Origin of the sequence: Nonomuraea sp. NPDC026600 (genome assembly GCF_040638335.1) — a bacterium.
In the GTDB taxonomy this organism is placed as follows: Bacteria; Actinomycetota; Actinomycetes; order Streptosporangiales; family Streptosporangiaceae; genus Nonomuraea.
Genome location: NZ_JBEZYD010000033.1, coordinates 141,781 through 154,513 on the forward strand (window position 1 = coordinate 141,781; position 12,733 = coordinate 154,513).

The following is a 12,733-nucleotide window of genomic DNA, read 5'->3' on the forward strand; positions in this document are numbered from 1 at the left end:
GGCGGCGGAAGCAGCGTGTGCTCTTCAGTGCGACAGGACCGGCTCCGCCCGACTCGAGGAGCAGCGTTTGAGTCCGTACATGGCCGATCTACAGCCCTTAAAGCTCGCCTCGCGCGCGGTCTACCCCGCGGGCCCGCTGGCTGCGGCACCCCGTACCCTGCTCGACATCCTTGACGAGACCGCGCGGGTTCACCCGGACGAGCCGGCGCTCGACGACGGGACCACGCTGTTCGACTACCGGCGGCTGCGTGCCGAGGTGGCGCGGGTGGCGGGCGAGCTCAGGGAGGCCGGGATCGGCCGCGGTGACCGGGTGGGCGTGCGGGTGCCGTCCGGCACCGTTGAGCTGTACGTCACGATCCTCGCGGTGCTCGCCGCGGGCGCCGCGTACGTGCCCGTCGACGCCGACGACCCCGAGGAACGCGCCGAGCTGGTCTTCACCGAAGCCAACGTCTCCGCGATCGTGACCGGCAAACCGACGGCCGACTCCGCGGGCGTGACCGGCGGACCGGCTGCCCAGACGACCGGCGAAGCGACCGACCGGCCGATCGGTAACCTGGTCGTGCGGACGATGTCGCCGGAGCCGCTGCCACTCGGCGACGACTGGAACCCGCGCCCACAGCCGCCCACGCCCGGTGACGACGCCTGGATCATCTTCACCTCCGGTTCCACCGGCAAGCCCAAGGGCGTCGCCGTGACGCACCGTTCCGCCGCCGCGTTCGTCGACGCCGAGGCGGGCCTGTTCCTCCAGGACCGCCCGCTGGGGCCCGGCGACCGGGTGCTGGCCGGGCTGTCCGTGGCCTTCGACGCCTCGTGCGAGGAGATGTGGCTGGCCTGGCGGCACGGCGCCTGCCTGGTGCCCGCCCCTCGATCGCTGGTGCGTACCGGCATGGACCTGGGGCCCTGGCTCGCCGAGCAGGGCATCACGGCCGTCTCGACCGTGCCGACGCTGGCGGCGCTCTGGCCGGTGGAGTCGCTCGACGGCATCAGGCTGCTGATCTTCGGCGGCGAGGCGTGCCCGCCCGAGCTGGTGGAGCGGCTGGCCGTACCCGAACGAGAGCTCTGGAACACCTACGGCCCCACCGAGGCGACCGTCGTCGCGTGCGCGGCGCGGCTCACCGGCGCGGAGCCGGTACGCATCGGGCTGCCCCTCGACGGCTGGGATCTGGCCGTCGTGGGCGCGGACGGCGACCCGGTGGCCATGGGCGAGACCGGAGAGCTGATCATCGGCGGTGTGGGCCTGGCCCGCTACCTGGACCCGCGCAAGGACGCCGAGAAGTACCCGCGGCTGCCGTCGCTCGGCTGGGAACGCGCCTACCGCAGCGGCGACCTCGTACGCGCCGAGCCGGAGGGGCTCTACTTCATCGGCCGGGCCGACGACCAGGTGAAACTGGGCGGCCGGCGGATCGAACTCGGCGAGGTGGACGCCGCGCTGCAGGCGCTGCCGGGCGTCACGGGCGCGGCCGCCGCGGTGCGGACCGCCGGCGGCGGCCACCAACTGCTCGTCGGCTACCTGGTGGCGGACGAGGGGTTCGACCTCGGGCAGGCCCGCGAGCTGCTGGCGGAATCGCTGCCCGCCGCCCTGGTCCCCCGGCTGACGCTGATCGACACGCTCCCGACGCGTACCTCGGGCAAGATCGACCGCGACGCGCTGCCCTGGCCGCTGGCCGAGCCGGGCGCGTCGGAGGCGACGACCGGTGAATTGAGCCCGGTCGAGGCGTGGCTGGCCGAGCGGTGGACCGACGTCGTCGGCGTCGCGCCGGACGGGCCGCAGGCCGACTTCTTCACCGACGGCGGTACGAGCCTGGCTGCGGCACGGCTTGTGTCGCTCCTGCGCACCGACTACCCGGACGTGGCCGTGGGCGACGTCTACGCGCACCCGACCCTGGCCGGACTGGCCAAGCTGCTGGCCTCTCGCGGCCCGGCCAAGTCGGCCCGCCGGGCGGTGAAACCGATGCCCGTGCGGGCCTCGCTCGCGCAGGCCGCGCTGATGGTGCCGCTGCTCACGGCGGGCGCCATGCGCTGGATCGTGCTGCTCGCGACGCTCGGCGCCCTGATCGCGCCGCCGTGGGCGCCCGCCGTCTCGTGGTGGTGGGTGGCACTGGGCTGGCTGGTGTTCCTGACCCCGCCGGGACGGATGGGCCTGGCCGCGGGGTCGGCCCGGCTGCTGCTGCGCGGCGTGCGGCCGGGCCGCCATCCGCGCGGCGGCGGCGTGCACCTGCGGCTGTGGTTCGCCGAACAACTGGCCGCCAGGCTCGGCGTGCCCGACCTGGCCAGCGCGCCGTGGATGGGCCTGTACGCCCGGCTGCTCGGCGCCCAGGTGGGCGCCGACGCCGACCTGCACTCCGCTCCCCCGGTGACCGGTCTGCTCAGGCTGGGCGCGGGCGCCTCGGTCGAGCCGGAGGTCGACCTCAGCGGCTACTGGTACGACGGCGACGTGCTGCGCGTCGGCGAGATCCGGATCGGCGCGGGCGCCACGATCGGCTCCCGGTCGACGCTGCTCCCCGGCACCAAGATCGGAAAGAACGCCCAGGTCGCGCCGGGCTCGGCGGTCGAGGGCGCCGTGCCGGCCGGGCAGCGCTGGGCCGGGGCACCGGCCTCCCGGCAGGGCAAGTCGCGCAGGTCGCAGCCGATCGAGCGGGCCGCCCGCTCCCGGTTCTGGGTGGTGATGTACGGCCTGTCGGCCGTCGTGCTCAGCCTGCTGCCGGTGGTCGCCGTCCTGTCCGGTCTGGCAGTTCTGGGCTGGTACGCCGGAGACGCGCGCACGCTGGGCGAGGCGCTCACGAGCGCGCTGATCGGTGTGCCGCTCGCGACGGTCGTGGGGATGGCCGTGTTCGCGCTGGTCACGCTGGTGATCGTGCGGCTGCTCGGCATCCGCATGCGTCCCGGCAACTATCCGGTGCACAGCCGCCAGGCGTGGCAGGCGTGGGCGACGGGCCGGCTGATGTCCGCGGCCCGGGTGTGGCTGTTCCCGCTGTACGCCAGCGTGCTGACGCCGGCCTGGCTGCGCGCGCTCGGCATGCGGGTGGGCCGCGGCGTGGAGCTGTCGACCGTGCTCGCGCTGCCCACCATGACCTCGGTCGGCGACGGCGCGTTCCTGGCCGACGACACGATGGTCGCCCCGTACGAGCTCGACGGCGGCTGGATGCGCATCGCCTCGGCGCGGATCGGCAAGCGGGCCTTCCTCGGCAACTCGGGGATGACCGCGCCCGGCCGCAAGGTGCCCAAGGACGGCCTGGTGGGCGTGCTGTCGGCGACGCCGAAGAAGGCCAAGTCCGGCTCGTCCTACCTGGGCATGCCGCCCGTGGAGCTGCGCCGGACCACCGAGGAAGGCGACCGGAGCCGCACCTACGACCCGCCCGCGCGGTTGAAGGCGGCCCGCGCGCTGGTCGAGATCTGCCGCCTGGTGCCCGCGATGGGCACCGTGGCGCTGGCCGTCCTGACCGCCGGGGCCATGGAGTGGGTCGCGGCGTCGTACGGCTTCGCGGTGGCCGCGCTGCTGAGCGGCGTGCTGATGCTGGCCGCCGGGGTGGTCGCGGCGGCGGTGGCGACCGCCGCCAAGTGGGCGCTGGTCGGCCGGATCGCGGCCGGCAACCGGCCGCTGTGGAGCTCGTTCGTGTGGCGTAACGAGCTCGCGGACAACTTCGTGGAGGTGCTGGCGGCGCCCTGGTTCGCCGAACCGTGGCTGGGAACCGCGCCCCTGAACGTGTGGCTGCGCTCACTCGGGGCACGCATCGGGCATGGGGTCACCTGTCACACCTACTGGCTGCCCGAGGCGGACCTGGTGAGCGTCGGCGACGGCGCCAGCGTCAACCGGGGCTGCGTGCTGCAGACGCATCTGTTCCACGACCGGGTCATGAGCATGGACACCGTCACGCTGGCCGGCGGGGCGACGCTCGGCCCGCACGGCGTGATCCTGCCCGCCGCACGGGTGGGCGCCGACGCCACGATCGGTCCCGCCTCCCTGGTCATGCGTGGTGAGGACGTTCCCGACGGTTCCCGTTGGTTCGGCAATCCCATCGCGGCCTGGCGATGACCTCGTACTTCCCTTCGCACGGCGACGTGAGGTACGGGGTCTCGCAGTACGATCTGACGCTGAAGTACCGCGTGTCCACGAACTGGCTGGACGGCACGGCCCTGCTGTCGGTGGTGGCGCACGAGCAGCTCGACGGCCTGGACCTGGACTTCGGCCAGTTCCGGGTCTCGGGCGTCACCGTCGACGGCGTCACCGCCCGCTACACGCACCGCGACGGCAAGCTGCGCGTCGGTCTGCCCTGGACGCTGCGCGTCGGGGCCACCGCCGCCGTGGAGGTCCGCTACACGGGCAGTCCCAGACCGGTGCGGAGCGTGTGGGGCGGCCTGGGCTGGGAGGAGCTGACCGACGGCGCGCTCGTGGCCAGTCAGCCGATCGGCGCGCCCTCCTGGTTCCCGTGCAACGACCGGCCCGGCGACAAAGTGCCGTACCGGATCACGGTGACCACCGCCTCGCCGTACCAGGTGATCGCGAACGGCCTGCTCGTCCACAAATACCGGTCGGCTGGCACCACGACCTGGGTGTACGAGCAGCCGGAGCCGATGGCGAGCTACCTGGCGAGCGTGCAGATCGGGCGCTACCAGTTCACGGACGTGGGCGGCACGCGGCTGGCCCACCCGCCCCGGCTCGGGACGCGGGTGCGGCACGACTTCGGGCGCCAGGACCAGATGATGGCGCTGTTCGTCGACCGGTTCGGGCCCTATCCGTTCGCCGCCGGCACCGTCGTGGTGGCCGACGACGATCTCGACATCCCGATCGAGGCCCAGGGCATGGCGATCTTCGGGCGCAACCACGTCGACGGGCGGCGGGGGCACGAGCGGCTGGTCGCGCACGAGCTGGCGCACCAGTGGTTCGGCAACAGCCTGACTGTGGCCTCCTGGCAGGACATCTGGCTGCACGAGGGCTTCGCCACGTACGCCGAGTGGCTGTGGTCGGAGGCGTCGGGCGGCCCGACGGCCGGCGAGCTGGCCACCCGCTGGCGCCGCCGGCTGGAGATCCTCCCCCAGGACTTCGTGCTGGGGGACCCGGGCACGGCGCTGCTGTTCGACGACCGCGTCTACAAGCGCGGGGCGCTGACCCTGCACGCGATCCGGCGGAAGCTCGGCGACCAGGCGTTCTTCCTGATCCTGCGCGCCTGGACCGACACCCACCGGCACGGCAACGTCACCACTGACGCCTTCGTCGCCCATGTGGGGCGCTACGCCGACCCGTCGGTCATACCGCTGATCTGCTCGTGGCTGTTCGACAAAGCACTGCCGTGACGCCCGTCACGTGCGCTGATACCAGAGAGCCGGTACGACGGCGAGAGCGCTGAACGCCAGCGCCCAGGCGAACGTGTGGCCGAACGCGGCGCCCGGATGGTCGGCGAGCTGACGTTGCAGGATGACGGCGAGCACGGCGGTGCCGAACGAGCCGCCGAGCTGCTGCATGATCCGGGTGGTGCTGCTGGCGTGCGGGATCTGCGCCCGGTCCAGGCCGCGGAAGGCGCCGACCATGATGGCCATGTTGGCCGCGCTCAGCCCGGCCCCCCGGACGACCAGCGCGGCGCCCAGGATCAGGTCGCCGGGGTGCCGTCCGGCGAAGGCGAAGGGGAGGGTGCCCAGCGCGGTCATGGCGATGCCCGCGAGGACGACCGGCCGGGGGCCGACGCGGTCGGTGACGCCGCCCAGCCCCTTGGCGAGCAGGCTGCCCAGCCCCTGCGGCGCCAATAGCAGCCCCGCGGCCACCACGCTCGCGCCGCGGTCCTGCTGGTAGTACAGCGGGAGCAGCAGCATCGACCCGAACATCGCCAGCCCCGACAGGAACAGCAGCGCCGAGGACACGGCGAACGCCCGCGTGCGGAACAGCCGCAGGTCGATGAGCGGGTCCGCGGTGCGCGTCGCGCGGCAGGCGAAGCCGGTCAGCAGCAGTGCCCCGGCCGCCAGCGGGCCGAGCACCGCCACGTGGCCGAACCCGCCTTCGGTGCCCACCCGCGTCAGTCCGTACATGAGGGCGGCCAGCGCGGGCGAGAGCAGGAGCAGGCCGGTCACGTCGAGGTGGTGGCCGTCGCGCGGGGAGTCGGCGGGCAGGCCGCGCCAGGCCAGCAGCACCGCGAGCAGGCTGATGGGGACGTTGACGTAGAAGATCCAGCGCCAGCTCAGGTGGCCCGCGATCAGGCCGCCGGCGACCGGGCCGAGGATCGGGCCGACGAGGGCGGGCAGGCTGACGACGGCCATCAGCCGGCCGAGCTGCCGGCCGTCCACCGCCCGCATGAGCAGGGTCTGCAGGATCGGCAGCATCAGCCCGCCGCCGACGCCCTGCAGCACACGGAAGGCGATGAGCGAGCCGAGGTTCCAGGCCACGCCGCACAGCACGGAGCCGGCCAGGAACAGTAGTTGCGCGGCCAGCCACATCCGCCTGGCGCCGAAGCGGTCCACGGCCCAGCCGGTGATCGGGATCGCCATCGCCAGCGCGAGCAGGTAGCCGGTGCTCACCCACTGGACGGCCGACACCGGCGCGTCCAGGTCGCGGCCCAGGGTGTGGAGGGCGACGTTCACGATGGTGCTGTCCAGCAGGGGCGCCAGCGCGCCGAGGACGAGGATCCCGGCGAGCTTGAGCACCGCGGGGTCCAGCCGTTCGGAGGTGGTCGTGGTCATGTTCCGTCTCCCCGGTTCATTAGAGACGCATCGTCTCCAATCCGTACGATAAGCTCAGAATGACAGGAGACGCAACGTCTCTAACGGAGGTTCTCGTGCCGCAGCAGACCAACCAGCGCCGTCGCGGCGCGGCGCTGGAGGAGACGATCCTCGAGGCCGCCTGGGCGGAGCTGGCCGAGGTCGGCTACGCCCGCCTGACCATGGAAGGCGTGGCCGCCCGGGCCCGCACCGGCAAGCAGGTCCTCTACCGCCGCTGGCGCAACCGGGCCGAGCTCGTCGTCGCCGCCATGCGCCACAGCACCGGATCCATCGCCGACCAGCCCCCCGACACCGGCGAGCTGCGCGGCGACGTCCTCGTCGTGCTGCGCCGGATGGTCGAGCGGCAGCGTGACATCGGCCAGGACGTCATCCACGGCCTCCTGGCCGACGCCCCCGACCTCGATCCGGGCCCGTTCGCCATCATGAGCGAGGTGATGACCGGCGTGCTCGAACGGGCCGCCCGGCGCGGTGAGATCGCCTCCGCCCGGCTCAGCCCCCGCGTCGTCTCGGTGGCGACCAACCTGCTGCGCCACGAGATCCTGTTCGCCCGCCACCCCGTTTCCGACGGCACGCTGGTCGAGATCGTGGATGAGGTGTTCCTGCCCCTGGTCCACGCCACAGCGCGCCCCCGCCCTTAGACGGCCGGCGCCTCTCAGCCATGCGGCCGCAGTCGCAGGGCCGAGTCGTCGTCGAAGGTGGCGAGGAAGGCGGCGAGCGTGTCGGCGACGTGGGTCAGCGAGCGGGCCGCGAACAGCACGGGCTGGTACCCGGAGATCTCGTAGGGGGTGGCCAGCGCGTCGAGCGCGTTCAGGTCGCGGATCCGGCCGCGGTCGAGCCGGCCGAGCTCGCCGTAGGACGACAGGAGTGCCGCGCCGTACGCCTTGGGGGTCCCGCCCTCCTCCAGAACCCCGTACTCCAGGGTGAACCAGTACAGATCACTGATGATCTGCAGGGCTTCACGGGTCTCCACCCGCATCGCGGCCTGGCCGATCAGCCGGTAGATCGCGGCGAACTCCGGTGCGGCCAGGTGGATGCCGTGGCCGAACACGTCGTGGATGATGTCCGGCTCCGGCGAGTACAGCGGCACGGCCGGATGACGGACGAACTGCACGGCGTGGAAGTACCCCCGGGCCATCGAGCCGAGAAAACGCTTGTTCTCCACCACTCCCCCGGCCAGCGTGAGGTCGAACCCCGTCAACCGCCGCAGCCGGGCCCCGACCTCCGCGTGCTGGGGGATGCGGTCGGCGGGGACGCGGACCTCCTCCCGCGCGTCGAGCACGGCCCGGCACGCGTGCGCCCGGTGCGCGTCCTCGAGCGCGCGGTGGACCCTGCGCCAGGTGGCGTGCTCGCTCTCGGCGTACTCCACCACCGGCGGCGGATCCCCCACCTGGTGACCACGGGCCAGCTCGGCGAACGCGCGGCGCCGGGCGAGGTAGAGCGGGTCGCACAGGCCGGGGTGCTCGGCGGCGGTGCCGAGCGTGCCGTCGGCGGCGATCGGGGTCCGGCGCCACACATCGCTCATGCGGAGTTCATTACCGGGCTGCCGGACACCTGACGCCGGTGACGATAGGCTTTACCGAAGCTTGGAGGGTCCGGATGGATCAAGGGACGCTGGGACGTACGATCGTCAGATGACCGAAAAGACCGAAACTGTGCCCGGCTGGCTCGCTCCGGAGGAGCTGGAGTCCATGCGGGGACGGATGCCGATCCTCTATATCGACGCCGTGCCGGTGCGAGTCGACGAGACCGGCGTGGTGACCCGCGTCGGCCTGCTGCTCCGCATCGACCCAGACGGAGCGGTCAGCCGGGCGCTGGTCTCGGGGCGCGTGCTGCACCACGAGCGAGTCCGCGACGCGCTCCTGCGGCACCTGGAGAAGGACCTCGGCCACACGGCGCTGCCTCAGGTGCCCGCGTCGCCGCAGCCGTTCACCATCGCTGAATACTTCCCGACGCCGGGGGTCACGGCCTATCACGACCCGCGCCAGCACGCCGTGTCGCTCGCCTACATCGTCCCGGTCGCCGGTGACTGCCGCCCCCGCCAGGACGCCCTCGACTTCGTCTGGTTCACGCCGGAGGAGGCCGCCTCCCCCCTGGTCCAGCAGGAGATGACCGGCGGCCAGGGAGTGCTGCTGAAGCAGGCGCTCGCCCAGGTGGGCCGCCTGCCCTAACCGGGCCCCGGCGGTCAGGCGGCCGGCGGGGACGGGAAGGCGTCGGGGTTGACCAGGCCGGTGCTCTCCAGCAGTCGCTGATGGTTGAGCACCGCCGCGTTGGCCTGCTCGGAGAAGCTCCGTACCAGGGTGTTCTGGGTGCTGCCGCGCACCGCGCCGATCAGGCCGAAGATCTGCCCGTGCGCGAGCCGCAGCCACTTCACGAACGTCGAGTCGTACTGCTTGCCGGACCGGCTGGAGATGTCGGCCATCCATTCCTGCTGCAGGGCGGTCGGCTTGATCGGCAACTCCACCTTGAGCTTGGCCGCCAGAGCGAGGCCCTTCTCGTCGAGGACATGGTGCTGGGCCGCGATCTCCACGCTGATCTGCCGCACCCGTGCGGTGCTCGCCCGCGTGGTGGCCTGCTGCGCCATGGTCATCTCCCACAGGGTGGCGAGCCGGACCTTGGTGATCAGCTCCCGGTCGGCCGCCGACAACGGGCCCCACTTGGTCGCCCACGTACTGGTGTCGACCGCCGTCGCCGCGGCGGCGGGCGGCGCGCTGCTGACGCCCGGCACGACCGTCGCGACGGGCAGCTGAGCGCTGGGGAGCTGTGCGCCGGGGAGGCCGGCGCACGCGCCGAGAGCCAGGAGCACGGCGACGCCACCGATGGCGAGAACGGGACGGCGATGTCGCACGCCGTCACCCCCTTCATGGGTCCTCGGACTGTTCAGAAGGAGGTACGCAGCGCCGCGCGGGAACGTTCATGGCAGGATGCAAAATTTGCTCTAGGCAAAGATCGACTCTCAGATGCCGGGCCAGCCGAGCGGGTGCAGGGCGACCTCCGGCAGCTCACCCCCCGCCTCGGTGAAGGCCGTCATCGCCGTGACCAGCGCCCGGCACTGCTCGATCGGCATCCGCGAGACGATCGCGGCGATCTCCTCGCCGCGGCGGGCGGTGACCTGATCCACGATGTGCTGGCCCTCGGCCGTCAGGCGCATCAGGATCTCCCTGCGGTCGCGCGGATTGACCTCGCGCACGATCAACCCGGCGGCCAGGAGCCGGTCGGCCATCCGCATGGCCGTGGAGGGGTTGACGTTGAGCAGCTCGGCCATGGTGACGAGCTTGGTCTCCCCGTGCCCGGCAAGCACCACGAGCATGCGGAACTGCGGCAACGTGACCTTGTCCTCGACCGCGCCGAGCGAGCGGACGGCGATGGAGACGAGCAGGCGCGAACCGGTGAGGACGGCCGCGACAACGGCGGCCAAGTCCTCCCGGTTCGCCTGATCCGCATTACCCTCTGACATACGCACTGTTGTACACGCCCTGCCTGAGGACGACGCCAACCGTGGCTGTCAGGCCGGGACCGTCCACTTCTGGTTGGCCCCGCCGGTGCAGGTCCAGATCTGCAGCCGGGCGCCGTCGGTGGCGGCGTTGTCGACCACGTCGAGGCACTTGCCGGACACCGGGTTCACCAGGTCGCGGCCGCTGGTGTAGCTCCACTGCTGGGCGGCCGACCCGTTGCAGGAGTAGAGCTGCGCGCGGGCGCCGTTGGCCGTGGAGCCGCCGCTGACGTCGAGGCACTTGCCGAGCGAGCGGAGCGTGCCGTCGGAGGCGCGGGTCCACTGCTGGTTCGCCCCGCCGAAGCAGGTCCACATCTGCACGGGCGTGCCGTCGGCGCTGCTGTTGCCGGTCACGTCCAGGCACCGGCCGCCCAGCCCGCTGATCGTGCCGGTCGGCTCCGTCGGGGTGCCGGTCGGGGTGCCGCTCCAGGTGAAGGTGGCCGTCGTACGGGCCGGCATGGTGTAGGTGAACGACTGGCCGCCCCACACCACCTTGACCGACTGGGCGGACGTGCCGCCGTTGTGGACGAGCAGGGCCTTGGAACCGTCCGGATTGCGGTAGGCGACGTTCTGCACGGTGGCGTTGGCGGTGGAGTCGACGCGCTGCGCCCCGGGCCGGACGAACTTGGTCAGGTGCCCGGTGGTGTAGTACTCGATCGTGTAGTCGACCTGGCCGGCGCGCGAGCCGCCTTCCTGCACGGTGATCAGGCCGGTGCAGGTGTCGCAGCCGCCGTTGTGCGGGCCCATGGTCTGGTTGACGCCCAGACTCCACTTGACCAGGCTGCCGCTCCAGTTCCTGGCGTAGGTCACGATGTCGGCCATGTCCTCGTTGTGCTGGTCGGTGATCCAGGTGCCGCCCGAGTGCTCGGTACTGAACTGCCGTACCGCCGGATACTGGTTGTGCACCTGGGTGCCCACCGCCGGGTCACCGAAGTAGCCGTGCCACGCGATGCCGCCGAACAGCGGGTCGTTCCGCACCCCGGCGTCGCCGAGGATGGGGGCGCCGCTGCCGGCGTAGTCGCCGTAGTTCCAGTCGTGGATGAGCACCTTGCTGGTGATACCGGCCGCGCGGAACGCCGGGTAGACGTGGTTCTTGGTGAACTCGACCAGCCCGGAGGGGTTCCAGCTCATGCCCGGGTAGTTCATCGCGGTCGGGTTGCCGGCCTGGCAGCAGTTCGGCTCGTTCTGCACGGAGATGTAGTCGATCGGCACGCCGATCGCGGCGTAGGACTGGACGTACTTCACCAGGTACTGCGCGTACATGGGGTAGTACTCCGATTTGAGCCAGCCCATCTGGTCCATCCGGCCGTTGTCCTTCATCCAGCCGGGCGAGCTCCACGGCACGGCCATGATGCGCAACTGCGGGTTGAGCTGCCTGGCCTGCTGGGTCAGCAGGCGCACGTTGGTGTCGTAGCCGTTGGCGCCGAAGTCGTTCAGGTCGCAGCAGGTGTCGTCGAGCGACACGTTGCCCGGCCGGGACAGGTCCGAGGCGCCGATGGGGTTGCGGACGAACGACAGGCCGATGCCGTCGGCCGGGCTGAACAGCCTGCGCATGACCTCGTCCCGGGTGGCGGCGCTGACCGGGCCGCCACGCAGCAGGTACGCGGTGGTGTCGGTGATGGACGCGCCGCCGCCTTCGAAGGTCTGGTAGCGGGTGCCCTCGTTCACGGTGATCGTGTGGGTGGCGGCGCCGCTGCTCGCCGCGAACGCGGTCGGGGTCTGCTGCTGCAGGCCCCGGGTCACCGTCTGGCCACCGGCGGAGGTGGTGGTCAGGTAGATGTTGACCGGCTCGTTGGCGGCGAAGGCTCGCGGGGCGGCCATGAGGCTTCCGGCGGCGAGGCACACGGCCAGGGCGGCCTGGACCGTGCGCCTGTGTGGTGCTGTCACGGGGGGCTCCTCTGTGACATCGGGGGGTGTATACCGAGACAACTTATGTTTCTCACTTATGTCAAGGCATAAATTAAGGTCACCGATAAGCCCCCCGATTCCGTCACACGGCTCCCGGGCCGCCCCAGCGGTCGAGGTGGAGGACGTCGTCGAGCGGCAGGCGCGAGGCGGGCTTGAAGGTGTCGCCGGTGTAGTAGGCCGTGGGGATGAGCACGCCTTGGCGGACATCGCCGGGGATGCCGAGCAGCTCGGCCACCTCGCTCTCGTAGGCCAGGTGCAGGGTGGTCCACGCCGTACCCAGCCCGCGCGCCCGCGCGGCGAGCATGTAGCTCCACGCCGCGGGCAGCAGCGATCCCCACAGCCCGGCCTGGTTGCCTTCGGGGAGCCGGGACGCCTGGATGCACGGGATCACCAGCACCGGCACCTCCCCCATGTGCTCGGCCAGATGGACGGCGCTCGCCGAGACGCGCTGCTGCACTTCGGCTCGGGCCGGGTCGTCCTTGTACTGGTGCGCGCCCGAGACGCCGGAGGCGAAGTACGCCTGCGCCGAGCGCAGGTACACAGAATGAATTCGTAGAGTCGTAGAGTCGTGACTGCCTGCTGTCTCTGGTGTATGCCGGGGATATGAGGTACGGGCAGAGGGGCGGGTAC

10 protein-coding genes are annotated in these 12,733 nt (G+C 71.9%); 4 read left to right on the top strand and 6 right to left on the bottom strand.

Translation table 11 applies throughout. The features are described 5' to 3' along the window. The first annotated feature begins 67 nt into the window (after positions 1–67). Both AB0F17_RS48975 and AB0F17_RS48980 read left to right on the top strand, forming a co-directional pair. A complete protein-coding gene (locus tag AB0F17_RS48975; protein ID WP_358038349.1) occupies positions 68–4,033 on the top strand; it encodes a Pls/PosA family non-ribosomal peptide synthetase in 3,966 nt (1,321 codons plus the stop codon). Then, positions 4,030–5,292, top strand: a complete 1,263-nt coding sequence (locus AB0F17_RS48980) for a M1 family metallopeptidase (RefSeq protein ID WP_358038352.1) — start codon at positions 4,030–4,032, stop codon at positions 5,290–5,292. Before AB0F17_RS48975 ends, AB0F17_RS48980 begins: the two co-directional genes overlap by 4 nt. A 6-nt stretch (positions 5,293–5,298) precedes the next feature. On the opposite strand, the gene AB0F17_RS48985 is transcribed toward AB0F17_RS48980, so the two are convergent. After that, a complete protein-coding gene (locus AB0F17_RS48985; protein WP_358038354.1) occupies positions 5,299–6,666 on the bottom strand; it encodes an MDR family MFS transporter in 1,368 nt (455 codons plus the stop codon). 95 nt (positions 6,667–6,761) lie between these two features. On the opposite strand from AB0F17_RS48985, the gene AB0F17_RS48990 reads away from it, so the two are divergent. Next, on the top strand, positions 6,762–7,343 hold the full coding sequence (locus tag AB0F17_RS48990; protein WP_358038357.1) for a TetR/AcrR family transcriptional regulator: 582 nt from the start codon (positions 6,762–6,764) through the stop codon (positions 7,341–7,343). A gap of 14 nt (positions 7,344–7,357) precedes the next feature. On the opposite strand, the gene AB0F17_RS48995 is transcribed toward AB0F17_RS48990, so the two are convergent. Further along, positions 7,358–8,227: a phenylalanine 4-monooxygenase gene (locus AB0F17_RS48995; RefSeq protein ID WP_358038360.1), complete on the bottom strand. Its 870-nt coding sequence runs from the start codon at positions 8,225–8,227 to the stop codon at positions 7,358–7,360. Positions 8,228–8,336: 109 nt separating this feature from the next. Here AB0F17_RS48995 and AB0F17_RS49000 point away from each other — a divergent pair, with 109 nt between their 5' ends. Beyond that, positions 8,337–8,873 carry an NUDIX hydrolase family protein gene (locus AB0F17_RS49000; protein ID WP_358038363.1) on the top strand — a complete coding sequence of 179 codons (537 nt, stop codon included), beginning with the start codon at positions 8,337–8,339 and terminating at the stop codon, positions 8,871–8,873. Positions 8,874–8,887: 14 nt separating this feature from the next. Here the strand turns inward: AB0F17_RS49000 and AB0F17_RS49005 are convergent, their stop codons facing one another. From AB0F17_RS49005 to AB0F17_RS49020, 4 genes are all read right to left on the bottom strand, one after another. After that, a complete protein-coding gene (locus tag AB0F17_RS49005; RefSeq protein ID WP_358038366.1) occupies positions 8,888–9,550 on the bottom strand; it encodes a DUF4142 domain-containing protein in 663 nt (220 codons plus the stop codon). Between the two features lie 108 nt (positions 9,551–9,658). Beyond that, positions 9,659–10,159: a MarR family transcriptional regulator gene (locus AB0F17_RS49010; protein ID WP_358038369.1), complete on the bottom strand. Its 501-nt coding sequence runs from the start codon at positions 10,157–10,159 to the stop codon at positions 9,659–9,661. Positions 10,160–10,207: 48 nt separating this feature from the next. Then, positions 10,208–12,082 (bottom strand): ricin-type beta-trefoil lectin domain protein, encoded by a 1,875-nt coding sequence (locus AB0F17_RS49015; RefSeq protein WP_358038372.1) that lies wholly within the window; start codon positions 12,080–12,082, stop codon positions 10,208–10,210. Between the two features lie 103 nt (positions 12,083–12,185). After that, positions 12,186–12,644 (bottom strand): nitroreductase family protein, encoded by a 459-nt coding sequence (locus AB0F17_RS49020; RefSeq protein WP_358038375.1) that lies wholly within the window; start codon positions 12,642–12,644, stop codon positions 12,186–12,188. Between the last annotated feature and the right edge of the window lie 89 nt (positions 12,645–12,733).

Excerpts from the sequence above, each read along its gene's own strand:
- AB0F17_RS48980 (WP_358038352.1), top strand. The coding sequence starts at position 4,030 with ATGACCTCGTACTTCCCTTCGCACGGCGACGTGAGGTACGGGGTCTCG.
- AB0F17_RS48985 (WP_358038354.1), bottom strand. The coding sequence starts at position 6,666 with ATGACCACGACCACCTCCGAACGGCTGGACCCCGCGGTGCTCAAGCTC.
- AB0F17_RS48995 (WP_358038360.1), bottom strand. The coding sequence starts at position 8,227 with ATGAGCGATGTGTGGCGCCGGACCCCGATCGCCGCCGACGGCACGCTC.
- AB0F17_RS49000 (WP_358038363.1), top strand. The coding sequence starts at position 8,337 with ATGACCGAAAAGACCGAAACTGTGCCCGGCTGGCTCGCTCCGGAGGAG.
- AB0F17_RS49010 (WP_358038369.1), bottom strand. The coding sequence starts at position 10,159 with ATGTCAGAGGGTAATGCGGATCAGGCGAACCGGGAGGACTTGGCCGCC.